Here is a 24,232-nt window from a genome sequence, read left to right as displayed (position 1 = left end):
GCCCGCGCGCGCCCCGCTCAGGCCGCCGGCGTGGCCTGGAAACAGCGCTGGTAGGCCCGCACCGCCGCCAGCGGATCGGGCGCGTCGAACACCCCGCCGATCACCGCCAGCAGGTCGGCGCCGGCCTCGACCAGGGCGCGGCCGTTTTCCGGGGTGATGCCGCCGATCGCCACCCGCGGCACGCCCAGCGCCGCGGCATCGCGCAGCAGGTCCGGGGTGGCGCGCCGGGTCACCACCTTGGTGGTGGTGGGGAAGAACGCGCCGAAGGCCACGTAGCTGGCACCGGCGGCCACCGCCTCGCGCGCCAGCTGCAGGCTGTCGTAGCAGGAGGCGCCGAGGATGGCGTGCGGGCCGAGCAGGGCGCGGGCCGCGGCCAGGGCGCCGTCGTCCTCGCCCAGGTGGGCGCCGGCGGCGCCGATCTCCGAGGCCAGGGCCGCGTCGTCGTTGACCAGCAGCGGCACTCCGGCGCGCGCGCACAGGGCCTGCAGCGCCGCGGCCTGCTCTTGCCTCAGCGCCGCGCTGGCGGCCTTGTTGCGGTACTGCAGCCAGGCCACGCCGCCGCCAAGCAGCGGCCCTACCCGCTGCAGCAGGCGGCTGGTGACCGGCTCGTCCGGGGTGATCAGGTACAGGCCTCGGGGGCGGGGGGCAGGGCTCATCTCGACTCCGTCGTGCGGGCGCCTGTGGGACAATGGCGCCCCTGACGCAGGCCTGCATTATCTGATGAGCGAGACCGACAACGCCCCTTACCGCAGCTGGATGTGCGTGGTATGCGGCTTCATCTACCACGAAGCCGAAGGCTTGCCGGAAGAGGGCATCCCGCCCGGGACGCGCTGGGAGGACATCCCGGACACCTGGACCTGCCCGGATTGCGGGGTCACCAAGGACGACTTCGAGATGATGGAGATCTGAGCCGGCACCGCGCCCGGCGGGCGCGGGCGGGCTCAGTGCAGCACGGTGCGCTGCCCGGCTGCGTCGATCAGGCGTTCGCGGATCGCTTCGGCGTCGGCGGCGTCCGGGGCCAGCTGCAGGTAGCGGCCCAGGTCGCGGCGCGCGCCCTCGATGTGCCCCAGCTCCATGTAGGCCAGGCCGCGGTCGCGCAGGGCGTCGGTTTCCTCCGGCACCAGCCGCAGCACGCGGTCGGCGCTGCGCGCGGCGCGCTCCCATTCCCCGGCGGCGGCGTACACGCCGTGCAGGTTGCGCAGCACCCGCGCCAGGATCGCCCGGTGCGGGGCGGGGGTGAGGATCTGCAGCAGCACCCGGTCGTCCGGGACCTCGCCGCCCAGGTGCGGGCGCACCCGCTCGCGCAGCTCCTCCACCGCCAGCGGGCCCCCGCCGTTGAACGGGTCCATCACCAGCAGGCCGCCGTCCACCGGCAGCCGCACCAGGAAGTGCCCGGGGAAGGAGACCCCGTCCAGCGGCACGCCCAGGCGGCGGGCGACCTCCATCTGCACCATCGCCAGCGAGATCGGGTTGCCCAGGCGCCGCTCCAGCACCTGGTTGAGGTAGCTGTTGCGCGGGTCGTAGTAGGCGTCGTGGTTGCCGCTGTAGCCCAGCTCGTCGAACAGGTGGCGGTTGATCGCCGCCATCTTCAGCGCGGTCGACGGGATCGCCTCCACCTCCGGCCGCAGGTGCTCGACGTGCGACTGCACCAGGGCGTCGTACTCGGCCGGGTCCAGCGCCGGGTACTCGTCGCGGGCGATCAGCAGGGCGGTCGGCAACAGGGGCAGCGCGGCATCGTCCAGCGCTGCCAGGGCGTTCCAGTCGGGAAGTTGGATGCGTGTTTTCCCCATGCGCCCAAGACTGGGGTCGGGCGCGGCGACAATCAAGCCCGGGCGCGGCTACTCCGCCGCCGCGGGGATCCCCGGGCCGAAGCGCAGTTCAGCCCCCTCGGCCACGCCCAGCCGCGCCGCCTCGCCGGCGTTGAGCTCCAGCACGTAGCGGGCCGGGGCGCCGCTGGGGTAGACCGGGCAGTCGCGGGTGCGGCACGGCGGCACGTCGCGGTGCTGCGAGACCAGCCGGCGCTGCTCGTCGAAGTACAGGATGTCCAGCGGGATGCGCGTGTTCTTCATCCAGTAGGCCTGCGGCCCGAACCAGTCGTGGATGAAGAGCATGCCGTGGCCCGGCTCCAGCCGCTCGCGGTACATCAGCCCGCGCGCGCGCTGGGCCTCGGTGGCGGCGATCTCGACCTGGAAGCGCCCGCCGGCCAGCTCGACCCAGTGGTCGCTGGCGGCGGCAAGGCCGCTGCCCAGCAGCAGCGCGGTCAGGACGGCAAGGCGGCGGAGCAGTCGGGGCATGTGGACCACCACGGACGGAACCAGGCCCGCAAGGTGGGGCAACCCGGCGCGGCGGTCAAGGCCGCGCCGCGGCCGGGCTCAGAGCACCTGCGGCGGCTGGCCGCCGACGATCACGATGTCGGCCGGGCGGCGGGCGAACAGGCCGACGCTGACCACGCCGGGGATCTGGTTGAGTTCGCTCTCCATCTTCACCGGGTCGGTGATGCGGAGGTTGTGCACGTCCAGGATCCAGTTGCCGTTGTCGGTGACCACGCCGTCGCGCCACACCGGCTGGCCGCCGGTCAGTTCCAGGATGCGGCGGGCGACCAGGCTGCGCGCCATCGGGATCACTTCCACCGGCAGCGGGAACCTGCCCAGCACCGGTACCTGCTTGGCCGGATCGATGATGCACACGAAGGTCTCGCTGGCCTCGGCGATGATCTTCTCCCGGGTCAGCGCGGCGCCGCCGCCCTTGATCAGGCGCTTGTGCGGGTCGCACTCGTCGGCGCCGTCCACGTACAGCTTCAGCGGGCCGGCGGCGTTGGCGTCCAGCACCTCGATGCCCAGCTCCTTCAGCCGCTTCGTGCTCTGCTCGGAGCTGGAAACGGCGCCGGCAATGCGGTCCTTGATCCGGCCCAGGGCCTCGATGAAGTAGGCCACGGTCGAGCCGGTGCCCACGCCGACGACCATGCCGTCCTCGACGTACTCGATGGCCTTTTCGCCGGCCAGGCGCTTGGCTTCAGACATTGGAGGGCCGTGATTGGTGATTGGTGATTGGTGATTCGTAGGAGCGCTTCGCCGCCCGCTAATCACGAACGGCGAATCACTGCTTTTCCAGCGCCAAGAGTAGCTTCCACTGCGCCGCGGTGACCGGGAACACGGACAGGCGGTTGCCGCGGGCGACCAAGGGGAAGCCTTCGCCGAGCTGGTCGGCGTGCTGCTTGATCTCGTCCAGCGGGATGGTGCGGGCGAGCTTGCGCTCGAAGGCCACGTCCACCAGGTACCAGCGCGGCTGCTCGCGGGTGGCCTTGGGGTCGTAGTAGTCGGACTTCGGGTCGAACTGGGTCTCGTCCGGATAGGCCTCGCTGGCCACGCGGGCGATGCCGACGATGCCCGGGACCTTGGTGTTGGAGTGGTAGAACAGCACCCCGTCGCCGACCTTCATCCCGTCGCGCATGAAGTTGCGCGCCTGGTAGTTGCGTACCCCGTTCCAGGGCTCGGTGCCGACCCGCTCGAGGTCGTCGATGGAAAACGCGTCCGGTTCGGACTTCATCAGCCAGTAGCGGGTGCGGGCGCTCACGTCGGGTCTTTCTCGTGCTGCGGGCTGCTGGCGCCGGGGCGCAGCAGGGTCTGGGTCTCGGTGCAGATCGCGTCGGGGACCACGTCCCACTCCGCCCCCTCCAGCGCCTCGACCTGCTGCACGGAGAAGCCGGCACCCACCAGCCACGGCGGCGCGGCGCGGTCGCGGCGGAACGCGAAGCTGCGATCATACCAGCCGCCTCCCATGCCCAGCCGCTGGCCGCCGGCGTCGAAGCCGACCAGCGGCATCACCACCATCGCCATGTCGGCCGGTTCCAGCGCCGAGGACGGCTCCACGTCCGGCTCGGGAATGCCGAAGCGGTTGGTCACCAGCGGGTCGCCCGAGCGCCATGGCGCGAAGCGCAGCAGCTCGCCGTCCAGCACCGGCAGGCACCAGACCAGGCCCGGGGGCAGCTTCAGCTGCAACACGTGCAGGCCGATCTCGCCGTCCATCGCCCAGTAGCCGGCGACGTAGCCGCGCTGCGGCAGGAAAGGCAGGGCGAGGATGCGTTCGGCCAGCTCCTGCGCGGCGGCGATGCGCACGGCCGGCGGCAGCGCGCGGCGGCGGTCGCGCAGCTGGCGGCGCAGGGTGGGGCGGTCCTGGGTCATGGGCATCCGGGGCGTGGGCGGCGCTGCATGATCGCCGCCGCCGCCGGCCGCGCCAAGCCCGCGACGGTGCCGGCGCGCACAAAAAACGACGCCTCCCGGGGGAGGCGTCGTCGGAAGAATGGTTCTCCACCATGCCGATGCGGCGAAACGACCTTGAACCCGAGGTTCAAGTGGGAACGGTCGGAAACCTTCGGGCTTCCCGCTACATGGCGGACATGCACACCCGGCGTCGTCGCATCCCCGGTGTCGTTTTTAAGGGACAAGGCGAATGTTTTGCCAGCTGTCGAACACGGCAGAGAACGCGGAAGGATTATAGCGTCGCCGCGCGCGCTGCCTAGCCTGCGTGGCGTGAATAGCGAAGATTCCGGCAATGCCTGGTTCAGGGCCGGAAGGCGCGGTCAATCGGACCGCGCATTCAGTCTTGTGGTTTGTCCGTGGCCGGGCCGAGCAGGCTGTCCAGGCGCCGGTCCAGGGTGTCCAGCACCCGCGCCAGCTCGCGCTCGCGGGCGTCGCGTTCCTCGCGCGCCTGTTGCAGTTCGTGGGCCAGGTTCAGCGCGGCCAGCACCGCCAGCCGGTCCAGCGAGACCATGCGGTTGCTGCCGCGGATCTCGCGCATGCGCGAGTCCAGCAGGCGGGCGGCCGCCTGCAGGCTGTCGCGTTCACCCGCCGGCACGCCGACGGTGTACTCGCGGTCCAGGATGCGGACTTCTACCGGCTCGGTGCTCACGTGTGCTGCTCCAGCGACCGCAGCCGCGCGATCATCGCCTCGACCCGGGACCGCGCCTGCTCGTTCTTCAGCAGCAGCTGCGCGCGCTCGGCGACCAGCTGCTCCTGCTGCAGGCGCAGGCTGCGGTTCTCCTCCGCCAGCCGCTGGCAGCGGTCGGCCAGCGCTTCGACCCGCGCGGCGAGGGCGCGGAGGCGGGCGGTGGCGTCGGGCGTGGGTTCCATGGGAGGCCACGATAGGCAGCGCCCCGCGCGCCGGTCAAGCGAGTCCGGACGGCCGGCCACCGGGCCGTCGCGGGCGGATTGATACACTTGGCTCCCCTTCCCGCCCCCGCCCGACATGTCGCAACTGCCCACTCCCCAGGAGGTCGCCGCGGCCAGCCGCGAGCTCGGCCTGGTCGCCTCGCCCGCCGAACTGCACGGCGCCCTCTGCGGCTGGCTGGCCGGGGGCGGCGCCGACGCGCGCGACTGGACCGCCAAGGTCATGGCCGACGAATCCCTGCCGCCGCCGCCCGCCGGCAGCGCCCTGGACCGCCTGCGCGAGGGCAGCGTGGCCCAGCTGGAGGACGGCGAGTTCGCCTTCCAGCTGCTGCTGGCCGACGAGGATGCCAGCGTGCGCCAGCGCGCGCAGGCGCTGTTCGACTGGTGCCGCGGCTTCCTCGGCGCCTTCGGCCTGGCCGCCGGGGCCAAGCCGCCGCTGTCGGAGGAGGGCAGCGAGGCCCTGCAGGACCTCGGCAAGCTGGCCGGGGCCCGGGTGCAGGACATCGACGAGGACGAGGAGGACGAAGCCTCGCTCTCGGAACTGGAGGAATTCGTGCGCGTGGCCACCCTGCTGCTGCATGGCGACTGCGTGCTCGGTCCGCGCCACCGCCGCAGCTTCAACTGACATGCGCAGCGTCACCGGCATCCCCGTCGCCGAATTCGCGCGCCGGCGCCGCCAGCTCATGCGCATGGCCGGCGACGACGCCATCCTGGTGCTCCCGGCCGCGCCGCAGCGCGTGCGCAGCCACGACACCCACTATCCCTACCGGCAGGACTCCGACTTCTGGTACCTGTGCGGCTTCCCCGAGCCGGACGCGGTGCTGGTGCTGGTGCCCGGGCGCAAGCACGGCGAGGCCCTGCTGTTCTGCCGCGAGCGCGACCCGGAGCGCGAGGCCTGGGACGGCCCGCGCTTCGGCCAGGAGGGCGCGGTGGAGGCGTTCGGCCTGGACGACGCCTACCCGATCGACGACCTGGACGACATCCTGCCCGGCCTGCTCGAGGGCCGCTCGCGGGTGTACTACCACTTCGGCCGCGACGCCGAGTTCGACCTCAAGCTGATCGGCTGGGTCAACCGCGTACGCGCCCAGGTGCGCCACGGGGCGCAGCCACCGCACGAGTTCCTGGAGCTGGGCCACCTGCTGCACGAGATGCGCCTGTTCAAGTCGCGCGAGGAGCTGCGGCTGATGGAGAAGGCGGCCGAGATCAGCGTGCGCGCGCACCAGGCGGCGATGCGCGCGGTGCGCCCGGGCATGTACGAATACGAGCTGCAGGCCGAGCTGGAGCGCGTGTTCCGCGCCGCCGACGCCTGCCCGGCCTACGGCAGCATCGTCGGCGCCGGTGGCAATGGTTGCGTGCTGCACTACGTGGCCAACAATGCCCGCATCCGCGACGGCGACCTGGTGCTGATCGACGCCGGCGCCGAGTACCGCAACTACGCCGCCGACATCACCCGCACCTTCCCGGCCAACGGCCACTTCTCGAAGGAGCAGCGCGCGCTGCACGACCTGGTCGGCCGCGCCCAGGCGGCGGCGCTGGAGAAGGCGCGCCCGGGCGAGCCGTGGATCGCCATGCACGAAGCGGCGGTGGAGGCGCTCACCGAGGGCCTGCTGTCGCTGGGCCTGCTCAAGGGCACGCTGCAGAAGAACCTGGCCGCGGAGAGCTACAAGCGCTTCTACCGGCACAAGAGCGGCCACTGGCTGGGCCTGGACGTGCACGACGTCGGCGACTACCGCATCGACGGCGAGTCGCGCCTGCTGGAGCCGGGCATGGTGTTCACCATCGAGCCGGGCCTGTACGTGATGCCGGACGACACCACGGTGCAGCCGCGCTGGCGCGGCATCGGCATCCGCACCGAGGACAACGTGGTGGTGACCGGCGACGGCCACCGCATCCTCACCGAAGGCCTGGCCCGCTCGGCCGACGAGATCGAGGCCTTCATGGCCCAAGGCTGACCCCTCACCCCATGGGGAGAGGAAAAAGGAAAAGCCCCGGCCTGGCCGGGGCTTTTCCTTTCAACGACCGGCAACGATCAAAGCAACGGCACCAGCAGCAGCGCCACGATGTTGATGATCTTGATCAGCGGGTTGATCGCCGGGCCGGCGGTGTCCTTGTAGGGATCGCCGACGGTGTCGCCGGTGACCGCGGCCTTGTGCGCCTCCGAACCCTTGCCGCCGAAGTTGCCGTCCTCGATGTACTTCTTGGCGTTGTCCCAGGCGCCGCCGCCGGTGGTCATGGAGATGGCCACGAACAGGCCGGTGACGATGGTGCCGATCAGCAGGCCGCCCAGCGCCTTCGGTCCCAGCAGCAGGCCGACGATGATCGGCACCACCACCGGCAGCAGCGAGGGCACGATCATTTCCTTGATCGCCGACCGGGTCAGCATGTCCACCGCGCGGTCGTACTGCGGCTTGGCCGTGCCCTGCATGATCCCGGCGATCTCGCGGAACTGGCGGCGCACTTCCTCGACCACCGCGCCGGCGGCGCGGCCAACCGCCTCCATCGCCATCGCGCCGAACAGGTAGGGGATCAGGCCGCCGACCAGCAGGCCGATGATCACCGTGTGGTCGGACAGGTCGAAGGCGAAGGTCTGCCCCGGATTGCTGGCCTGCAGGTTGTGGGTGTAATCGGCGAACAGCACCAGCGCCGCCAGCGCCGCCGAGCCGATCGCGTAGCCCTTGGTCACCGCCTTGGTGGTGTTGCCCACCGCGTCCAGCGGATCGGTCACCGCGCGCACCTCCGGCGGCAGCTCGCTCATCTCGGCGATGCCGCCGGCGTTGTCGGTGATCGGGCCGTAGGCGTCCAGCGCCACCACCATGCCGGCCATCGACAGCATCGCGGTGGCGGCGATGGCGATGCCGTACAGCCCGGCCAGCGCGTGCGCGCCCCAGATCGCCGCGCACACCGCCACCACCGGCAGCGCGGTGGCCTTCATCGACACGCCCAGGCCGGCGATGATGTTGGTGCCGTGGCCGGTGGTCGAGGCCTGGGCGACGTGCCGCACCGGACCGTACTCGGTGCCGGTGTAGTACTCGGTGATCCACACGATCAGGCCGGTCAGCACCAGGCCGATCAGCGCGCACACGTAGAGGTTGCCCGGGCCCGCCGGCGAGCCGGCCATCAGCGAGGTGGTCACCGGCCAGAACGCGATCGCCGCCAGCACGCCGGACACGATCACGCCCTTGTACAGCGCGCCCATGATCGAGCCGCCGTCCCTGGCGCGCACGAAGAACGCGCCGATGATCGAGGCCACGATCGAGACGCCGCCCAGCACCAGCGGGTACAGCACCGCGTTGGCACCGACCTGGTCGAGCATCAGCCCGCCCAGCAGCATGGTCGCGATCACCGTCACCGCGTAGGTCTCGAACAGGTCCGCGGCCATGCCGGCGCAGTCGCCGACGTTGTCGCCGACGTTGTCCGCGATCACCGCCGGGTTGCGCGGATCGTCCTCCGGGATCCCGGCCTCGACCTTGCCCACCAGGTCCGCGCCCACGTCGGCGCCCTTGGTGAAGATGCCGCCACCCAGGCGCGCGAAGATCGAGATCAGCGAGGAACCGAAGGCCAGGCCGACCAGTGCGTGCAGGTTGTCGGCCAGCGACAGCCCCAGCTTCTGCAGCAGCCAGAAGTAGCCGGCCACGCCCAGCAGGCCCAGCCCGACCACCAGCATGCCGGTGATCGCGCCGCCGCGGAACGCCACGTCCATCGCCGGGCGCAGGCCGTGGCGCGCAGCCTCGGCGGTGCGCACGTTGGCGCGCACCGACACGTTCATGCCGATGTAGCCGGCGGCGCCGGACAGCACCGCGCCGATGGCGAACCCGATGGCGGTGTACCAGCTCAGGAACAGCCCCACCAGCACGAACAGCACCACGCCGGCGACGGCGATGGTGAGGTACTGGCGGTTGAGGTAGGCGCGCGCGCCTTCCTGGATCGCCGCGGCGATCTGCTGCATGCGTTCGTTGCCTGCAGGCTGCGCCAGGATCCAGCGTGCGGAGATGATGCCGTAGAGGATTGCGAGCACGGCGCACAGCAGCGCCAGCGTCAGACCGTGTTGTTCCAGCATGACCCCTCCCGAGGTGTATGGATGCCGTCCGACCGAGGTCGAACCGGGAGGACCACGCCTGGCGAGCCATGAAGCACTGGAACGGACCCGTTACCGAGACGCGTCGTACCGTGTTCGACTTCCGTGGAGTGGGCCGAGTATGACCCCAGCCGCGTGCGGAAGGCCACATGGCGTTCATCCGCGGCGCGGCAGGCTTGTAGTCCCCCACGCCCGCGATCCCCATGAGCCACCGCCAGCCTGTCCGCCATCCGTCCGCCGCCATCGCCCAGGCGCGCAGCCGCGCCGCCTTCCGCCAGGCCTTCCTCCTGGTGCTGCTGGCCACCGCCCTGGCGGTGGTGGTGCCGCTGCGCGCGCAGGAACCGGCCGTGCGTGTCGGCGCACCACAGGCGCCGGGCGCGGTGCATACCGTGCGCCAGATCCCGGAAGCCTGCGTACGCCTGGAAGGCAGTTACGCGCAGGCCGGGGCCGCCGCGCCCTATGCGCTGCAGGTGGTGCCGCTGGGCGGCGCCTGCCAGCCGCGCGCGCGCTATGTCGGGGCCGAACAGGCGCAACCCTCGGCCGCGGCCGGCTGGACGCTCAACGACGTGGTGAAGATCCCCGAGGCGGCCTGCCCGGGGCGCGAGGCGGTGGTCCAGGTCTGGCGCAAGTCCGGGGCGGACGCTCCGGCGCGCGACGGCCAGGGCCAGGCGCGGATCTACCTGGAGCAGGGCCGCGAGCAGGCGGCTGCCGGGGCCTCCCGGCTGCCGCAGTACAGCGCCGTGCTGCAGGCGCCGCAGGGAGCCTGCGGCAACTAGCCCGCCGGGAGCGCCTCCGGTTCCACCGGCTCGCCCTCCAGCCGCGCGCGGCCGCAGTCGCGGCCGGGATGGTGCGGCTCCGCCTCCGGCGCGGCCAGCAGGGCGCGGAGCCCGCCGGCCGCGTCCGTCATCGCAGTCAGCCTTCCCAGGCCGGCAGCTTCTTCTTCACCGCCACGTTCTTCAGGGTGACGTACTTCGGCAGGCCGTCGCGGCCATAGGCCAGCGGCGCCTCGCCGCGGATCAGCGGCTCCAGGTACTCGCGCGCCCTGGCGGTGATGCCGAAGCCGTCCTTGCGGATGAAGCCGGCCGGCATGGTCTTCTCGTGGTTGGCGACCTTGTGCAGCGGCGCCGGCTCGATCTTCCAGCGGTATGGCGCCGACGAGGTGCGCACGATCACCGGCATCACCGCATTCATGCCCTTGAGCGCGTACTGCACCGCGGCCTTGCCCACCGCCTGCGCCTGCTCCCAGTCGGTCTTGCTGGCGATGTGGCGGGCCGAGCGCTGCAGGTAGTCCGGCAGGGTCCAGTGCACCTTGTAGCCCAGCTTGTCCTTGACCTTGCCGGCCAGGTAGGACGACACGCCGCCCAGCTGGGTGTGGCCGAACGCGTCCTTGCCGCCGCCGGCGTCGGCGACGAACCTGCCGTCCTTGTCGCGGATGCCCTCGCTGGCCACGACCACGCACCAGCCGACCTTCTTCACCACCTTGTCGACCTGGGCCAGGAACGCGGCCTCGTCGTAGGCGCGCTCGGGGAACAGAATGACCTGCGGGGCGTCGTCCGGCGACTGCCCGGCCAGGCCCGCGGCCGCGGCCAGCCAGCCGGCGTGGCGGCCCATGGCCTCGTACACGAAGACCTTGGTCGAGGTCTCGGCCATCGCCGCCACGTCCAGCGCCGCCTCGCGCACGGACACGGCGGTGTACTTGGCGGCCGAACCGAAGCCGGGGCAGGTGTCGGTGACGGCCAGGTCGTTGTCGATGGTCTTGGGCACGCCGATGCAGGTCAGCGGGTAGCCGAATTCCCTGGCCAGCTGCGAGACCTTCCACGCGGTGTCGGCCGAATCGTTGCCGCCGTTGTAGAGGAAGTAGCGCACGTCGTGCGCCTGCAGCACCTGCAGCAGGCGCTCGTACTTGGCGCGGTCGGCTTCCAGCGACTTGAGCTTGTAGCGGCAGGAGCCGAAGGCACCGCCCGGGGTCTGGGCCAGGCCGGCGATGGCGGCGGCCGACTCCTTCGAGGTATCCACCAGTTCCTCGCGCAGGGCGCCCAGGATGCCGTTGCGGGCCGCCAGGACCTTCACGCCCCGGGCCCTGGCCTCGGAAATCACGCCACTGGCGGTGGCGTTGATGACAGCGGTAACACCGCCGGACTGGGCGTACAGCAGGGTGCCTGCGGATTTGGCTCGGGCCATGGACAACTCCTGGGGACGGGACATTTTTCTGTGACTGGCGGGCCGGATGCGGTAAGCTGCCGGACCTTGGTGCGGCGCGTCACGCGCCGCCAGGGACGTGGGGAGTCTAGCGCCCCGGGCCCCTACGGAACATTCATCCAGGGAGTCGATTGATGCGACTAGTGCTACTCGGCCCACCGGGCTCCGGCAAGGGAACCCAGGCCACGCGACTGAAGGAAACGCTGGGCGTCCCGCATATTTCCACCGGCGACCTGCTGCGCGCCGAAGTGGCCGCGGGCAGCCCGCTGGGGCAGCAGGCGAAGGAAGTGATGGCCCGCGGCGAGCTGGTGTCCGACGACATCCTGCTCGGCATGCTGGAGTCGCGCCTGGGCCGCGACGACGTGGCCAAGGGCTTCATCCTCGACGGCTATCCGCGCAACCTCGCCCAGGCCGACGCCCTGGACGGCCTGCTGGCCAAGATCGGCCAGCCGCTGGACGCGGTGGTGCAGCTGGACGTGCCGACCGACCTGCTGGTCGAGCGCATCGCCGGCCGTGCCAAGGCCGAGGGCCGCGACGACGACAACCCCGAGTCGGTGCGCAAGCGCCTGCAGGTGTACAACGACTCCACCGCCCCGGTGATCGGCTTCTACGAAAACCGCGGCACGCTCACCCGCATCGACGGCGTGGGCAGCATGGACGAGATCACCGCCCGCATCCTGGCCGCGCTGAAGAAGGCCTGAGGCGGCCTGCGTTCCCCTCCGCGCGAGGGGTTGGGCAGAGGGCCGGGGATGTGCTTGCCGGCTGCGACATGGAAAGCGCGCCACCTTCGGGTGGCGCGTTTTTTTTGCCCTGGGCCGATGGGCCGCCGGTTGCCGCAGCCGGACAAGCGAGGCGCATCCGGGGCCAGGAACGCCCTGCAACGTCGGGGACGCCGCCTTCCGCCTTGCCGGGGGCCATGCAGCTGGACCCTCGCCATGCGGAGCAGCAACTTCCGCGGCCCCGGCACAAGCCGGGACCCGGTGGCTTGTCGCCTTCCCCAAAAGGGACGCCCGGCACCAGGCCGGGCGTCGGTTCCGGCGTTGCGGCGGCGCGCGCGGCTCATGCCGCCCGCAGCGCCTCGGTCACCGGCAGCCGCGCCGCGCGCACGGCCGGGAACAGGCCGCCGATGAAGCCGATCGCCAGCGCCCACTTCAGGCCTTCCCACAGCAGCCCCGGGGTGACCTTGAACTCGAACGTCAGCTGGGCCACGCCGCCGGCCAGGGTCGAGGCGGTGTAGCCGTTGAAGATCAGCCAGGCCAGCAGGCCGCCGAGCACGCCGCCGGTCGCGGCCAGCAGCATGGTCTCCAGCATCACCGCCACCACCACCGGCATGCCGCGGAAGCCGATCGCGCGCAGGGTGGCGATCTCGCGGGCACGCGAGGCGACCGAGGCGAACATGGTGTTGAGCGCGCCGAACACCGCGCCGATCGCCATGATCGAACCGACCACGATGCCGATGATGCGCAGCTGCCTGGCCATGCCCTCCGACTGCCGCTGGAAGTACTCGCGGGTGGTGGTGGCCTCCACCTTCAGCCGCGGGTCGGCGGCGAGGGTGGCCTTGAACGCATCGAAGTCGCGCGTGCCGGTGAGCCGGGCGACCACGCTGGCGCGGCTGCTGCCGCGGCGGAAGGTGGTGGCGACGATCTCGGCGTCGGCCCACATCTCCGATTCCATCGAATCGCCGGATTCGAACACGCCGACCACCTCCCAGGGCTCGTTGCCCAGGCGCACCGACTTGCCGACCTCCAGGCCCGCGAACTGGCGCTGGGTGCCGGTGCCGACCACCAGCTCGCGGCGGCCGGGCTGGAACTGGCGGCCGGCGACCAGCCTGATGTTCGGGCGCACCGCCCAGGCCATCGGGCCGACGCCGCGCAGGGTCACGCTGCCATCGTCCTCGCCGCCGCGCAGCGGCAGATTGGCTGCCACCAGCAGCTCGGCCGAGGCCAGCGGCCGCCCCTCGCCGTCGCGCGCGATCTGCGGCGCGCGCTCGATCACGGTGATCGCCTCGCGGTCCAGCACCGACATCAGTTCGGCCGAGGAGCCGCCGCGCAGCACGATCGCGGTCTCGTCGTTGCCGCTGTTGCCGACGGTGTGGCGGTAGCCCTCGCCCATCGCCAGCAGCGCGACCAGCACGCCGACCACGCCGGCGATGCCGATCACCACCACCGAGGAGCCACCCAGGCGCTGGGCCAGGGTGCTGACCCCGACCCGGGTGACCGAGGCCGCCTGGCGGCCGCTGCGGGCCAGCAGCATCCACAGCGCGAACAGCACGGCCAGGCCGAGCAGCGCCGGCCACGGCAGCGCGATCCACGCCGCCAGGAACACCACCAGCACCAGGAACATCGCGGTGCCGGAGAGCAGGGACTTGAGCAGTTTCATGGGGTTCCTCCTAGCGCCCGGCCAGCGCGTCGACGATGTTCAGGCGCATCGCCCGCAGCGCGGGCAGGGCGCCCACCAGCAGGCCGATGCCGGCCATCAGCCCCAGGCCCAGCATCCAGCTGCGCCAGCCGATCTCCGGCAGGTTCAGCATGCCGCCGCTGGCGGCCTTGGCCACCGGCCCGATCAGCGTGGCCAGGCCGAGGCCGAGCACGCCGCCCAGCAGCACCAGCAGCACCGATTCGGCCAGGACCATGCCCAGCACCGACTGCGCGGTGAAGCCGATGGTGCGCAGCACCGCCAGCTCGGAGGTGCGCTCGCGCACCGCCTGGGCCATGGTGTTGCCGGTCAGCAGCAGCAGGGTGAAGAACACCGCGCCCATGATCGAGCCCACGATCAGGCCGATGTCGGCCATCTGCTTGAGCTGCGAGGCCATCGCCGCCTGCTCGCTCATGGTCTTGGTCTCGTGCGGCGAGTTGGCCGACAGCGCGTCGATCGCCCTGGCCACCGCGTCGCTGCGGCGCACGTCGCTCACGCGGCTGATGTACCAGCCGACGTTGCCGTCCACGTACGGCGTGGACTCCTCGAAGTACTCGTAGTGCAGCAGCACCATCATCCCGGTGAAGCCGGATTCCTCGCCGTCGCGCGGGCGCAGCACGCCGTCGATCTGGAACGACCAGTTCAGGCTGCCGTCGCGGTTGGGGAAGATCGTGGACTGCAGCGGGATCTGCTGGCCCACCTTCCAGCCGAAGCGCCGCATCAGGGTTTCGCCGACCAGGATGCCGGTGCGGTTGCCGGCCCAGGCCTGGCGCTGCGCCGGGTCGACCTCGATCTCCGGGTACAGGTCCAGGTAGTTGGGCGCCACCGCGAAGGTGAACAGCTGGTTGCGCGGGTCCTGGTAGGCGCCGCCGAACCAGTTGGCCCAGGTCACCGCCTCGACGTTGTCCAGCCGCGCGATGCGCGGCGCCAGCGACAGCGGCAGGGTCTCGATCATCGACAGCCGCGAGCCGGTGCGCAGGCGCTGCGCGCCGTCGGCGCTGCGGCCCAGGTCGGCGAAGGAGGTGCGGATGCCGTCGAGCAGGCCGAACAGCAGGAACGCCGCCATGATCGAGGCGAGGGTGAGGAGGGTGCGGGTCCGGCGCCGGAACAGCGCCGCCCATATCAGGTGGAAGTATTTCATCGCATGTCCTCCGCCCGGTCAGGCCGCCTGCGGCGCCTGTTCGACCAGGGTGCCCTTGTCCAGGTGCAGGGTGTGGCTGGCGTATTCGGCCGCCTTCGGGTCGTGGGTGACCATCACGATGGTCTTGCCGTGCTCGCGGTTGAGCTGCTGCAGCAGGCCCAGGATCTCCTCGGCCGATTGCCGGTCCAGGTCGCCGGTGGGCTCGTCGCAGATCAGCAACGTCGGGTCGGAGACGATCGCGCGGGCGATGGCCACGCGCTGCTGCTGGCCGCCGGACAGTTCGCTGGGCTTGTGCGACATGCGCTCGGACAGGCCCACCAGCTGCAGCGCGATCTGCGCGTTGCGCTTGCGCTGGGCGGCGCCGAGCTTGGTCAGCAGCAGCGGCAGCTCCACGTTCTTCTGCGCGGTCAGCGCCGGCATCAGGTTGTAGAACTGGAACACGTAGCCCACGTGCTGGCTGCGCCAGTGCGAGAGCTTGCCGGCGCCGAGCTGGTCGATGCGCTGGCCGGCGACCTCGATGCTGCCGGAGGTGGGCGAGTCCAGCCCGCCGATCAGGTTCAGCAGGGTGGTCTTGCCCGAGCCGGAGGGGCCCATCAGCGCGACGAAGTCGCCTTCCTCGATGTCCAGGTCGATGCCGTGCAGCACTTCGACCTTCTCCGGGCCGCGCTGGTAGGTCTTGGTCAGGTTGCGGATCGAAACCAGGGTTGCCATGGCTGTGCCTCGTGCATGCGTGGCCGGTGGGCCGGGGGAAAGGAGGACGCCGCGGACGCGGCGCGGCGGATCAGCCGCCGCCGGCGACCTTGACCAGGTCGCCGTCGGCCAGGTCCTGCGGCGGATCGAGCACCACCAGCTCGCCCGGCGCCAGGCCGGAGGTGATGTCGCGGGTGGCGCCGGTGGCGGCCGGCGACTGCACCTCGCGCAGGCGGACGCGGTCGTCGTCGCCGAGCACGAACACCACCGGCCTGCCGTCGCGCTCGGCCAGCGCCTCGGCCGGCACGCGCACGCCGCTGCGTGGTTCGTCGCCGCCGGCCTCCGGTGCCTGCTCGAGGAAGCTCACGGTCACGCCCATGTCGGGCACGATGCGCGGGTCCTTCTCCTTCAGCGCGATGCGCACCTTGACCGTCGCCTTGCCGCGGTCGGCAGTGGGGATGGTGGCGACCACCTCGGCCGGGATCTTCCAGTCCGGGTAGGCGTTGAGCGTGGCTTCCACCGGCATCTTCGCCTTGACCCGGCCGATGTAGGCCTCGCCCACGTCGACCTCGACCTCCAGCGAATCCATGTCGACGATGGTGCCGATGCCGGTGCGGGTGAAGCCGCCGGTGGCCAGCGGCGAGACGATCTCGCCGGGCTGGGCGGCCTTGGCGATGACCACGCCGGAGAACGGCGCGCGCACGATGGTGTTGTCCACGCCGTGGTCGGCGATGCGCAGCTGGTCGGCGGCCACCTGCGCGTTGCGGCGGGCGGTGGCCAGCTGCGCGCGCAGGCTGTCGCGCTGGGCCACGGCCTGGTCGTACTGCGCGCGCGAGACCAGCTGCCCGGCGGCCAGCCGTTCCAGGCGGCTGGCGCTGGCTTCCGCGTCCACCAGCTGCGCCTGCACGCTCTCGATCTGGCTGCGCGCGGCGGCCAGCTGCGACTGCGCCAGCGCGCGCTGGGCATCGGCGTCCACCGGGTCCAGGCGCGCCAGCACCTGGCCCTCGGCGACCTGCATGCCTTCCTCGATCAGCACTTCCTGGACGCGCCCGGTGACCTTGGCCGACACCGTCGCCATGCGCCGCGCGACCACGTAGCCGCTGGCGTCCAGCACCGAAGCCGCCGCCGGCCCGGAGGCCAGCGGCACCGCCTGCGCGGTGCGCACTTCCGGCGCCGGCTCGCGCCGCAGCAGGAACCAGGCGGCGGCGATGATGGCCAGCACCAGCGCGGCGATCAGCAGCGGGTACAGGAGCTGGCGCCCGGGCGGCGTGCCCTGGCCCGGCTTGTCGCGCTCGATGCGCAGTTGCTTGAGCAGTTCGGCGGAGTCGTTCATTGCGGTCCCTTGCCTGGAGCTGCCGTGGAGTGTCCGCCCGCAGGATGCCCCGGCGCGAGTTGCCGGAAGTCACTTTGTGGCCGAGCCTGCCGCCGGTGCGACGGAACCGGCCTGCGGCGGGATGGACGGCGCAGGGCAAGCTTGGGCGCCGCGGCGGCCGCGTCCCAGTGACGGCTGTCATCCGTCTTCGGTGGCAGCCATGCATGGGCCGGCACCCGCGCGCGCGGGAGACTGCGCGGGCCGCGGCGGGCGTACCATCGCTCCGCACGGCCCGTGGCGCAGCCGAGGAGAAGCCGATGTCAGCACCCGTCCCCCGCACCACCGAACGCCTCCGGGCCTGGCTGCGCCCGGCGCCGGATTCGATCGCCGGCTGCGCGGTGCGCCGCGGCCGCCCGCTGTGGACCGAGTTCGTGCACCTGCTGTGGACGATGTGGGTGTTCATCGTCCCGGTGTTCACCCCGCAGGGCTACAACCCGCTCTGGTGGGCGCTGACCCTGGTTTCCTACCCGCTGTTCGTGGCCCTGTACGTGCGCGTGCTGCTGGCGCCGCGGCGGCGCGTGCGCCTGCCGGCGCTGGGCATGATGGCGCTGTGCCTGGTGCTGCTGCGCTGGTACCCGTCGGGCATGAGCTACTTCATCTTCGGCTGCATCTTCCTGGGCTTCGGCCCGTGGCGCAGCTGGTGGGGCTATCCGCTGGCGCTGCTGGCGCTGAACGTGCTGTTCGTGCTGGCGGCGCGCGCGTTCGGCTATCCGTGGACCTCGATGGTGTGGATGCCGGTGACCACCCTGGCGGTGGGCGTGGTGGTGCAGTCGCAGCGGGTGCTGGAGCGCAAGGACCAGGCGCTGGAGCTGTCGCAGGAGGAGGTGCGGCGGCTGGCCGCCACCGCCGAGCGCGAGCGCATCGGCCGCGACCTGCACGACCTGCTCGGCCACACCCTGTCGCTGGTGGCGCTGAAGGCCGACCTGGCCGGCAAGCTGCTGCCGCGCGACCCGCAGGCGGCGCAGCGCGAGATCGGCGAGCTGGCGGGGATCGCGCGCGAGGCCCTGGCCCAGGTGCGGCGCGCGGTCAGCGGCATCCGCAGCGCCGAGTTCGCCGCCGAGCTGGCGGCCGCGCGCCTGCTGCTGGGTGGCGAGCGCATCGACCTGCAGGTGCACCGCAACGACGCCTCGGCGCTGGCGCCGGAACTGGAGACGGTGCTGGCGCTGTGCCTGCGCGAAGCGGTGACCAACGTCCACCGCCACGCGCGTGCGCGCCAGGTGGGCGTGTCGCTGGCGGCCGAGGGCGGGCGCTGCCGGCTGCTGGTGGAGGATGATGGCCGCGGCGGCGCGATCCGCCCCGGCAACGGCCTGGCCGGCATGCGCGAGCGCGTGCATGCGCTGGGCGGACGGGTGCGCTGGGAACCGGCGCAGCCGCGCGGCACCCGGCTGGTGGTCGAGGTGCCGCTGCGCGAGCCGGTGGCGCCGCAGGCGGTCGATGCGCCCGCCGCGGCCGAGGCTGCCGGTGCGCAGCGCGGCTCTGGTAACTTCGACGGCATGTCCGCCTCGCCGCATGCCCCGTGATCCGAGTCCTGCTGGCCGAAGACCAGGCCATGGTGCGCGGCGCGCTGGCCGCGCTGTTGTCGATGGAATCCGACATCGAGGTCGCCGGCGCGGTGGCCGACGGCGAGGCTGCCTGGCGCGAGCTGCAGCGCCTGCAGCCTGACGTGCTGGTCACCGACATCGAGATGCCCGGCCTCGGCGGCCTCGACCTGGCCGCGCGCATCGCCCGCCACGAACTGCCGGTGAAGGTGGTGATCGTGACCACCTTCGCCCGCGCCGGCTTCCTGCGCCGCGCGCTGGATGCCGGGGTGCGCGGCTACCTGCTCAAGGACGCCCCGGCCGAGCGCCTGGCCGAGGCACTGCGCACCGTGCACCGCGGCGGCCGCGCGATCGACCCGGAGCTGGCGATGGAGGCCTGGACCGAGGCCGACCCGCTCAACGACCGCGAGCGCCAGGTGCTGCGCCTGGCCGGCGAGGGCCTGTCCTCGGCCGAGATCGCCGCCCGCCTCAACCTGTCCCAGGGCACGGTGCGCAACTACCTGTCCGAGGCGATCGGCAAGCTGGGCGCGGCCAACCGCATCGAGGCCCACCGCCTGGCGCGGCAGAAGGGCTGGCTGTAGCACTCAGCGCAGCAGGACGACCAGCGCCACCAGCAGCGCCAGGCCCAGCACCACCCACGACGCCAGCCGTGCGTCGCGCGCCCGCCGCCGGGTGCGCCGCACGTGCGCGGCCAGCGCCCGGCGGAAGTGCAGCTCGGCCGCCTCGCTGGGCGCCTGCGGCGCGGGCCTGGCCACGGTGGCCGGCAGCGGCGCCTGGTCCCCGACCGCCTGCAGCTCGGCGATGATGCGTTCGCGCTCGCTGTCCAGTCCGCGCGCCTCGATGAAGGCCTCGACCGCGGTGCGGTCCATGTGGCGGGTCCAGGCCTCCAGGAACGGCGCCGGATCGCGCCGGCGCAGCGCCAGCGCGGTGTGGTGGATCACCCCGGCCTCCTCGTCCAGCGCGTTGAGGTCGAGCATCAGCGTGCCGATGGGCTCGTCGCGCAGCCGGCGCCGGATCCAGCGCAGCAGCGGGGGGGCGTGTTCCAGGTAACGGCCGGGGTTGCGCACGCACAGCGCCAGGGTGTGCATGCTGCCATGGCGGTGGCGCACGCTTTGCAGCTCGATGCCGATCACGTCGCACCAGGGGATGCGTCCGTACGCGGCCGAACTCACGCCATGCCGGTCCATGCGCAGCATCGGCCCGGGGCGGCGGAACGCCAGCAGCAGGTCCCAGGTGAGCGCGATCCCCAGCAGCGCGGCCAGGGACAGCAGCGCGGCCAGCAGCCAGGCGCCGGCCTGCAGCAGCAAGGCCATGAGCAACAGCAGCACCCCCGAACCGGCGGCGAGCAGCAGCAGGTAACTGGTGCGCAGGTCGGCTTCCAGCGGCTGGCCGGCGCGGGGGCGCTGCAGCAGTGCCTGGCGCCGGCGCTGGCGGTGGCCGTGGATCATCCAGCACAGCCCCGCGAGCGCGGCCATGCCAAGCCAGGCCAGCACCGCATCGACCGCGGACAGGCCGCGTCCCGGCAGCGCCAGGCCCGGCCCGGCGATCCACGCCGCGCCCGACCACGCGCCCATCCCCAGCTTGCCGAGCATCCTGCCCTCCGTTGCCGTTCGGCGGCGGCGGTACCGGGCGGCCGGTCCAGGCCATTCCCACCGTCGACGCGGCGTGAGAATGGCATAGCCGGCGCGCGCGCTTCCGCCAACTGCGTCGGGATTCCGGCGAACGGTACAGGCGCGGTTGCAGGCGGCGTGGCCCGGCAAGCGAAGCGCACCGCGCCGCTGCGGTACGAAGGCCTGGCGAGGCGTGGCACCTCGCCTCGCGCCTTGCGGCAGCAGGGCCGTGGCGACGGCCCGGGCCGGGTCGCACTCCAGGCACGCGGTGTGCGGCCTTGTCCGGGCTGCGCGGGAACGCCATCCCGTGTCGCCCCGGCAGGTGCCGGGGCGAGGGCGGCACTCAGCCCGCGCTGCGCGCCTTCAGCAGGGCGTAGGCCGAGCGCAGGCCCAGGGCCTCGCCGCCGGCCGGTCGGCCCGGGCGCGCGCTGTCGTTCCAGGCGTAGGTGTCCAGGTGCGCCCACGGCAGGCTCTCGGGCAGGAAGCGCTCCAGGTACAGCGCCGCGGTCACCGCGCCGGCCATGCGCGAGCCGGCATTGGCCAGGTCGGCCACGTTGCTGGCCAGGTAGCGCAGGTAGGGGCGCCACAGCGGCATGCGCCAGACCGGGTCGCGGGTATCCCGGCCGGCGGCCAGCCAGCCCTCGGCCAGGGCGTCGTCGTTGGCGAACAGCGCCGGCAGGTCCGGGCCCAGGGCGATGCGCGCCGCGCCGGTCAGGGTGGCGAAGTCCAGCACCAGCGCCGGCTGCTGCTCGGCGGCATAGGCCAGCGCGTCGCACAGGATCAGGCGGCCCTCGGCGTCGGTGTTGTCCACCTCCACGCTCACCCCCTTGCGGGTGGCAATGATCTCGCCCGGGCGCAGCGCGTTCGGGCCGACCGCGTTCTCCACTGCCGGCACCAGCACGGTCAGGCGCAGCGGCAGCCTGCGCGCCATCACCAGCCCGGCCAGGGCCAGCGCGTGCGCGGCGCCGCCCATGTCCTTCTTCATGTTGCGCATGCCGTCGGCCGGCTTGAGGTCCAGGCCGCCGGTGTCGAAGCACACGCCCTTGCCGACCAGGGCCACGTGCGGGTGCGCGGCATCGCCCCAGCGCAGCGCGATCAGGCGCGGGGCACGGTGCGAGGCGCGGCCGACCGCGTGGATCGCCGGGAAGTTCTGTGCCAGCAGTTCCTCGCCGGCGACCACCTCCAGCTGCGCGCCGTGCGCCTGCGCCAGTTCGCGGGCGATGGCCTCCAGCTGCTCCGGGCCCATGTCCTCGGTCGGGGTGTTGACCCAGTCGCGCACGCGCACGCAGGCGGCCAGCACGTCCAGCGCCTCGGCGTCGGTGGATTCCAGCAGCAGCTGCGCCGGGGCGCGGCCGCCCTGCTTGTAGCGGGCGAAGCGGTAGCTGCCCAGGCCCCAGCCCAGCTGCAGCGCGGCCAGCTGGTCGGCCGGCAGTTCGCCCTGCGGCGCCCAGGCACCCTCGGGCAGGGCCTGCGGACCGTGGGCGTAGGCATACGGATCCAGGCGGTCGCCCACGCCCAGCACCGCGCCGGCGATGCCATCGCTGCCCGGCAGCAGCACCGCGCTGCCGGGGGCGGCGTCGAAGGCCTGCGCCTTCAGCCACGCGGCCACGGCGGCGGGCTGGGCGTCGCGCCAGGCGGCAAAGCCGGCGCGGTCGAGCAGGTACAGGGGAAGGGCAGGGGTGCCTGGGGTGGCGTAAGCGGGGTTCATGCGTAGGTTCCGGAAGTCGGCCGGCAGGCGTCGGCCAGGTGGGCGTCCAGCCAGTCGGCCAGCGCGGTCAGGGTGTCGAACTCCAGGTCCGGCTCCAGCTCCGGGTGCGACCAGGCCGCGCCGGTGCGGTTGATCCAGCAGGTGCGCAGGCCGGCGCGCGCGGCGCCGGCCACGTCCATCTCCACGTGGTCGCCCACGTGCAGCACCTCGCCGTGGCCGCAGCCCAGCCGCTGGCAGGCGGCGTGGAAGATGCTCGGGTGCGGCTTGGCGTAGCCGTGGTCGCGCGAGCCCAGCTGGAAGGCGAAGTGCTGCATCAGCCCGATCCGCTCCAGGTCGGCATTGCCGTTGCTCACCGCCGCCACCGGCACGCGCGCGGAGATGCGCGCCAGGGCCCCGATCGCGTCGGGGTAGCACTCGACCTGGTTGCGGGCGGCGTAGAACACCTCGTAGGCCGGTTCCAGCAGGTCCATGGAGGCGCCGCTGGCCTGCAGCGCCTCAGCGATGGTCAGCCGGCGCAGGGCGGAGAGGTCGTGGTGCAGGTGCGGGTTGTCGCGGAAGGAGCGCTCGCGCAGCTCCCGCATCGCCTCCACCGGGAACATCGCCGCGGTGGCCGGGCTGTGCTGGAGCATCCACTCGTGCAGGACCTGGTCGATGCGCGCGCCGATCGGGGCGAACGGCCACAGCGTGTCGTCGAGGTCGAGGGTGATGGCGCGGACGGTGAAGCTCACCGGGGCATTGTAGGCCCGGGGCCGCGGGCGTGGGCGGAACACTCCGTGAAAGGCGCTCTCCCCGGATGGGTAGCCAGACGACGGTCATTCCAGCAGCCTGGCCCAGCCCTGCATGCCCTCGACCTGCTCCAGCACCAGCTTCACGCACACCAGCAGCGGCACCGCCAGCAGCAGGCCGACCAGGCCCCACAGCCAGCCGAACAGCATCAGCGCCAGGATCAGCACCAGCGGCGACAGCGCCATGCTGCGGCCGAGGATGATCGGGGTGACCAGCTGGCCCTCGATGGTGTGCAGCACCAGGTACAGCACCGCCGGGGTCACCGAGGCCAGGGTCTCGTCGAAGCGGATGAAGCCCACCAGCAGCATCGCGATCATGCCGATCAGCGGGCCCACGTACGGCGCGTAGTTGAGCAGCATCACCATCGTGCCCCACAGCAGCGCCTCCTGCAGCGGGAAGCGCAGCAGCACCAGGATGCCGGCGAACACCAGGCCCACCGTGGCGTTGATCAGGCTGATGGTCAGCACGTAGCGCGACACCTGGTGCTCGATCGACTGCAGGATCTCCACCGTGAACTTCTTCTGCTGCCGCCCCGGCAGCAGCGCGATCGCGTTCCGCTGCAGGTTCTCACCGTAGACCATGAAGAAGAACGTCAGCAGGATCACCGCCAGCACCGAGGCCAGCAGGCGCGGGGTGCGGGTCAGCACCGCGTAGGGATCGTCGACCCGGGTGCGCACCACCTGCACCTTGCGGTTGGCCTCGCCGGCGGCGGCGCGGGCCATGTCCTCGGCGATGCGGTTGGCCTCGTGCATCGGCTTGGTCAGGTTCTGCAGCTCGCGGCCGATCTTGCGCGCCTCGCGCGGGGCCTGCTCGGCCCAGGCGGTGGCCGGCTCCACCAGCTGCACCGCCAGCAGGGTGGTGCCGGCCAGGCCGGCCAGCAGCACCAGCAGCGCGGCCAGGAAGCGCGGGATCCACAGCCGCCGCAGCAGCCGGATCAGCGGATTGCCGACCAGGGCGAAGAACATCGCCAGCAGGATCGGCAGGATCACCTCCTGCGCCGCCCACAGGGTGAAGCCCACTGCCAGGGTGGCCAGCACCACCAGCGAGCCGGGCGCGCGCGGGCGCAGGTGCGGCAGGTGCGCGTCGATCGGCACCGGCACCGGCTCGGCGACGACCGGCGTATCGGGGGAGGGCGGATTGGAAGGCGGGGAAGACATGCGGCCTCGGGCGGCGGACGCCGGCGTGGCGTTGGGGGATGCGGGATGGCGCGGCTAGCGCTCGGAGACGTCGGTGGCCGCTTCGGCCGGGGCCGGTGCGCGCGGCGCGCCTGGCGGCGGGCCGGCGTAGGTATAGGTGGGCGCCGGCTGTGGCCGCGCCCCGGCCACCGCGTCGGCGGCGGCCGCCGCGGCCTGTGCCGGGGCGGCGCTGGCCGCGAACTCCGCGGTTGCCGCGCCCTCGGCCGCGGTCTCGGCCGCTTCCTCGGCGGTGGCCGAGGCAGCGGCGGCGCGGATCGAGGCCAGCATGGTCGAGGCGGTGCCCAGCAACTGCAGCCAGCGCGCCGCGCCAATCCGTGCCAGCGGCTCGGCGCGGCCG

Annotated in this window: 26 protein-coding genes, 1 other RNA gene and 1 pseudogene; 7 read left to right on the top strand and 21 right to left on the bottom strand. The window is 72.4% G+C overall.

Features of this window, described 5'->3' with window-relative positions:
* Positions 1-17 precede the first annotated feature (17 nt).
* Positions 18-656 (bottom strand): thiamine phosphate synthase, encoded by a 639-nt coding sequence (thiE, locus tag B351_RS0109785; RefSeq protein WP_019398858.1) that lies wholly within the window; start codon positions 654-656, stop codon positions 18-20.
* A gap of 64 nt (positions 657-720) precedes the next feature.
* Here thiE and B351_RS0109780 point away from each other — a divergent pair, with 64 nt between their 5' ends.
* Positions 721-909, top strand: a complete 189-nt coding sequence (locus B351_RS0109780; protein ID WP_019398857.1) for a rubredoxin — start codon at positions 721-723, stop codon at positions 907-909.
* A gap of 32 nt (positions 910-941) precedes the next feature.
* Here the strand turns inward: B351_RS0109780 and B351_RS0109775 are convergent, their stop codons facing one another.
* From B351_RS0109775 to B351_RS0109745, 8 genes are all read right to left on the bottom strand, one after another.
* Positions 942-1,790, bottom strand: coding sequence for a SirB1 family protein (locus B351_RS0109775; protein WP_019398856.1), 849 nt, complete (start codon positions 1,788-1,790; stop codon positions 942-944).
* 48 nt (positions 1,791-1,838) lie between these two features.
* Positions 1,839-2,294, bottom strand: a complete 456-nt coding sequence (locus B351_RS0109770; protein ID WP_019398855.1) for a DUF192 domain-containing protein — start codon at positions 2,292-2,294, stop codon at positions 1,839-1,841.
* 78 nt (positions 2,295-2,372) lie between these two features.
* Positions 2,373-3,020: a ribose-5-phosphate isomerase RpiA gene (gene rpiA / locus B351_RS0109765; protein ID WP_019398854.1), complete on the bottom strand. Its 648-nt coding sequence runs from the start codon at positions 3,018-3,020 to the stop codon at positions 2,373-2,375.
* Between the two features lie 76 nt (positions 3,021-3,096).
* Positions 3,097-3,573 (bottom strand): EVE domain-containing protein, encoded by a 477-nt coding sequence (locus B351_RS0109760; protein WP_019398853.1) that lies wholly within the window; start codon positions 3,571-3,573, stop codon positions 3,097-3,099.
* Entirely contained in the window at positions 3,570-4,181 is a 612-nt protein-coding gene (locus B351_RS0109755; RefSeq protein WP_019398852.1) for a 5-formyltetrahydrofolate cyclo-ligase, read from the bottom strand. Before B351_RS0109755 ends, B351_RS0109760 begins: the two co-directional genes overlap by 4 nt.
* A 119-nt stretch (positions 4,182-4,300) precedes the next feature.
* Positions 4,301-4,483: non-coding RNA, 6S RNA (ssrS, locus tag B351_RS17345), on the bottom strand.
* A 113-nt stretch (positions 4,484-4,596) separates the two neighbouring features.
* On the bottom strand, positions 4,597-4,908 hold the full coding sequence (locus B351_RS0109750) for a cell division protein ZapA (RefSeq protein ID WP_019398851.1): 312 nt from the start codon (positions 4,906-4,908) through the stop codon (positions 4,597-4,599).
* On the bottom strand, positions 4,905-5,129 hold the full coding sequence (locus B351_RS0109745; protein ID WP_019398850.1) for a TIGR02449 family protein: 225 nt from the start codon (positions 5,127-5,129) through the stop codon (positions 4,905-4,907). Before B351_RS0109745 ends, B351_RS0109750 begins: the two co-directional genes overlap by 4 nt.
* Positions 5,130-5,244: 115 nt before the next feature.
* Between B351_RS0109745 and B351_RS0109740 the strand changes: the two genes are divergently transcribed.
* Both B351_RS0109740 and B351_RS0109735 read left to right on the top strand, forming a co-directional pair.
* Complete coding sequence (locus tag B351_RS0109740; RefSeq protein WP_019398849.1) at positions 5,245-5,790, top strand: UPF0149 family protein; 546 nt, start codon at positions 5,245-5,247, stop codon at positions 5,788-5,790.
* A 1-nt stretch (position 5,791) separates the two neighbouring features.
* On the top strand, positions 5,792-7,117 hold the full coding sequence (locus tag B351_RS0109735; RefSeq protein ID WP_019398848.1) for an aminopeptidase P N-terminal domain-containing protein: 1,326 nt from the start codon (positions 5,792-5,794) through the stop codon (positions 7,115-7,117).
* Positions 7,118-7,194: 77 nt separating this feature from the next.
* Here B351_RS0109735 and B351_RS0109730 read toward each other — a convergent pair whose 3' ends face one another.
* Positions 7,195-9,222, bottom strand: a complete 2,028-nt coding sequence (locus tag B351_RS0109730) for a sodium-translocating pyrophosphatase (RefSeq protein ID WP_019398847.1) — start codon at positions 9,220-9,222, stop codon at positions 7,195-7,197.
* 221 nt (positions 9,223-9,443) lie between these two features.
* Here B351_RS0109730 and B351_RS0109725 point away from each other — a divergent pair, with 221 nt between their 5' ends.
* Positions 9,444-10,016, top strand: coding sequence for a hypothetical protein (locus B351_RS0109725; RefSeq protein WP_019398846.1), 573 nt, complete (start codon positions 9,444-9,446; stop codon positions 10,014-10,016).
* On the opposite strand, the gene B351_RS18130 is transcribed toward B351_RS0109725, so the two are convergent.
* Positions 10,013-10,147, bottom strand: coding sequence for a hypothetical protein (locus B351_RS18130; protein WP_019398845.1), 135 nt, complete (start codon positions 10,145-10,147; stop codon positions 10,013-10,015). The genes B351_RS0109725 and B351_RS18130 overlap by 4 nt on opposite strands.
* Positions 10,148-10,152: 5 nt before the next feature.
* Entirely contained in the window at positions 10,153-11,421 is a 1,269-nt protein-coding gene (locus B351_RS0109715) for a 6-phosphofructokinase (protein WP_026010568.1), read from the bottom strand.
* Positions 11,422-11,573: 152 nt separating this feature from the next.
* On the opposite strand from B351_RS0109715, the gene B351_RS0109710 reads away from it, so the two are divergent.
* Positions 11,574-12,140 carry an adenylate kinase gene (locus B351_RS0109710; protein ID WP_026010567.1) on the top strand — a complete coding sequence of 189 codons (567 nt, stop codon included), beginning with the start codon at positions 11,574-11,576 and terminating at the stop codon, positions 12,138-12,140.
* 358 nt (positions 12,141-12,498) lie between these two features.
* On the opposite strand, the gene B351_RS0109705 is transcribed toward B351_RS0109710, so the two are convergent.
* From B351_RS0109705 to B351_RS0109690, 4 genes are all read right to left on the bottom strand, one after another.
* On the bottom strand, positions 12,499-13,818 hold the full coding sequence (locus B351_RS0109705; protein WP_019398842.1) for an ABC transporter permease: 1,320 nt from the start codon (positions 13,816-13,818) through the stop codon (positions 12,499-12,501).
* Between the two features lie 10 nt (positions 13,819-13,828).
* Positions 13,829-14,995, bottom strand: a complete 1,167-nt coding sequence (locus tag B351_RS0109700) for an ABC transporter permease (RefSeq protein WP_019398841.1) — start codon at positions 14,993-14,995, stop codon at positions 13,829-13,831.
* An 18-nt stretch (positions 14,996-15,013) separates the two neighbouring features.
* The gene (locus B351_RS0109695; protein ID WP_019398840.1) at positions 15,014-15,706 is read right to left on the bottom strand and encodes an ABC transporter ATP-binding protein; all 693 of its coding nucleotides are present in this window, start codon (positions 15,704-15,706) and stop codon (positions 15,014-15,016) included.
* 70 nt (positions 15,707-15,776) lie between these two features.
* The gene (locus B351_RS0109690) at positions 15,777-17,018 is read right to left on the bottom strand and encodes an efflux RND transporter periplasmic adaptor subunit (RefSeq protein ID WP_019398839.1); all 1,242 of its coding nucleotides are present in this window, start codon (positions 17,016-17,018) and stop codon (positions 15,777-15,779) included.
* 296 nt (positions 17,019-17,314) lie between these two features.
* On the opposite strand from B351_RS0109690, the gene B351_RS0109685 reads away from it, so the two are divergent.
* Positions 17,315-18,577, top strand: coding sequence for a sensor histidine kinase (locus B351_RS0109685; RefSeq protein WP_019398838.1), 1,263 nt, complete (start codon positions 17,315-17,317; stop codon positions 18,575-18,577).
* Complete coding sequence (locus B351_RS0109680) at positions 18,574-19,176, top strand: response regulator transcription factor (protein ID WP_019398837.1); 603 nt, start codon at positions 18,574-18,576, stop codon at positions 19,174-19,176. The genes B351_RS0109685 and B351_RS0109680 overlap by 4 nt, the downstream gene beginning before the upstream one ends.
* A 3-nt stretch (positions 19,177-19,179) precedes the next feature.
* Here B351_RS0109680 and B351_RS0109675 read toward each other — a convergent pair whose 3' ends face one another.
* The 5 genes and pseudogenes from B351_RS0109675 to B351_RS17805 all read right to left on the bottom strand — a co-directional run.
* Entirely contained in the window at positions 19,180-20,187 is a 1,008-nt protein-coding gene (locus B351_RS0109675; RefSeq protein WP_156810455.1) for a hypothetical protein, read from the bottom strand.
* Positions 20,188-20,548: 361 nt separating this feature from the next.
* Positions 20,549-21,913, bottom strand: coding sequence for a M17 family metallopeptidase (locus B351_RS0109665; RefSeq protein WP_019398835.1), 1,365 nt, complete (start codon positions 21,911-21,913; stop codon positions 20,549-20,551).
* A complete protein-coding gene (locus B351_RS0109660; RefSeq protein ID WP_019398834.1) occupies positions 21,910-22,641 on the bottom strand; it encodes an HAD family hydrolase in 732 nt (243 codons plus the stop codon). Before B351_RS0109660 ends, B351_RS0109665 begins: the two co-directional genes overlap by 4 nt.
* A gap of 84 nt (positions 22,642-22,725) precedes the next feature.
* The gene (locus B351_RS0109655) at positions 22,726-23,856 is read right to left on the bottom strand and encodes an AI-2E family transporter (protein ID WP_026010565.1); all 1,131 of its coding nucleotides are present in this window, start codon (positions 23,854-23,856) and stop codon (positions 22,726-22,728) included.
* Between the two features lie 54 nt (positions 23,857-23,910).
* Positions 23,911-24,232: pseudogene (locus tag B351_RS17805) on the bottom strand (hypothetical protein); the annotation flags it as partial.

Source organism: Pseudoxanthomonas sp. GW2 (assembly GCF_000283075.1).
In the GTDB taxonomy this organism is placed as follows: domain Bacteria; phylum Pseudomonadota; class Gammaproteobacteria; order Xanthomonadales; family Xanthomonadaceae; genus Pseudoxanthomonas.
This window is presented reverse-complemented; position numbering and strand designations above follow the sequence as displayed.

Bases quoted from the DNA above. Each gene is read 5' to 3' on its own strand.
- B351_RS0109700 (WP_019398841.1), bottom strand. From the start codon at position 14,995: ATGAAATACTTCCACCTGATATGGGCGGCGCTGTTCCGGCGCCGGACC.
- B351_RS0109755 (WP_019398852.1), bottom strand. From the start codon at position 4,181: ATGACCCAGGACCGCCCCACCCTGCGCCGCCAGCTGCGCGACCGCCGC.
- B351_RS0109730 (WP_019398847.1), bottom strand. From the start codon at position 9,222: ATGCTGGAACAACACGGTCTGACGCTGGCGCTGCTGTGCGCCGTGCTC.
- thiE (WP_019398858.1), bottom strand. From the start codon at position 656: ATGAGCCCTGCCCCCCGCCCCCGAGGCCTGTACCTGATCACCCCGGAC.
- rpiA (WP_019398854.1), bottom strand. From the start codon at position 3,020: ATGTCTGAAGCCAAGCGCCTGGCCGGCGAAAAGGCCATCGAGTACGTC.
- B351_RS0109775 (WP_019398856.1), bottom strand. From the start codon at position 1,790: ATGGGGAAAACACGCATCCAACTTCCCGACTGGAACGCCCTGGCAGCG.
- B351_RS18130 (WP_019398845.1), bottom strand. From the start codon at position 10,147: ATGACGGACGCGGCCGGCGGGCTCCGCGCCCTGCTGGCCGCGCCGGAG.
- B351_RS0109725 (WP_019398846.1), top strand. From the start codon at position 9,444: ATGAGCCACCGCCAGCCTGTCCGCCATCCGTCCGCCGCCATCGCCCAG.
- B351_RS0109690 (WP_019398839.1), bottom strand. From the start codon at position 17,018: ATGAACGACTCCGCCGAACTGCTCAAGCAACTGCGCATCGAGCGCGAC.
- B351_RS0109740 (WP_019398849.1), top strand. From the start codon at position 5,245: ATGTCGCAACTGCCCACTCCCCAGGAGGTCGCCGCGGCCAGCCGCGAG.
- B351_RS0109770 (WP_019398855.1), bottom strand. From the start codon at position 2,294: ATGCCCCGACTGCTCCGCCGCCTTGCCGTCCTGACCGCGCTGCTGCTG.
- B351_RS0109685 (WP_019398838.1), top strand. From the start codon at position 17,315: ATGTCAGCACCCGTCCCCCGCACCACCGAACGCCTCCGGGCCTGGCTG.
- B351_RS0109655 (WP_026010565.1), bottom strand. From the start codon at position 23,856: ATGTCTTCCCCGCCTTCCAATCCGCCCTCCCCCGATACGCCGGTCGTC.
- B351_RS0109675 (WP_156810455.1), bottom strand. From the start codon at position 20,187: ATGCTCGGCAAGCTGGGGATGGGCGCGTGGTCGGGCGCGGCGTGGATC.
- B351_RS0109745 (WP_019398850.1), bottom strand. From the start codon at position 5,129: ATGGAACCCACGCCCGACGCCACCGCCCGCCTCCGCGCCCTCGCCGCG.
- B351_RS0109780 (WP_019398857.1), top strand. From the start codon at position 721: ATGAGCGAGACCGACAACGCCCCTTACCGCAGCTGGATGTGCGTGGTA.
- B351_RS0109710 (WP_026010567.1), top strand. From the start codon at position 11,574: ATGCGACTAGTGCTACTCGGCCCACCGGGCTCCGGCAAGGGAACCCAG.
- B351_RS0109715 (WP_026010568.1), bottom strand. From the start codon at position 11,421: ATGGCCCGAGCCAAATCCGCAGGCACCCTGCTGTACGCCCAGTCCGGC.
- B351_RS0109705 (WP_019398842.1), bottom strand. From the start codon at position 13,818: ATGAAACTGCTCAAGTCCCTGCTCTCCGGCACCGCGATGTTCCTGGTG.
- B351_RS0109735 (WP_019398848.1), top strand. From the start codon at position 5,792: ATGCGCAGCGTCACCGGCATCCCCGTCGCCGAATTCGCGCGCCGGCGC.
- B351_RS0109695 (WP_019398840.1), bottom strand. From the start codon at position 15,706: ATGGCAACCCTGGTTTCGATCCGCAACCTGACCAAGACCTACCAGCGC.
- B351_RS0109665 (WP_019398835.1), bottom strand. From the start codon at position 21,913: ATGAACCCCGCTTACGCCACCCCAGGCACCCCTGCCCTTCCCCTGTAC.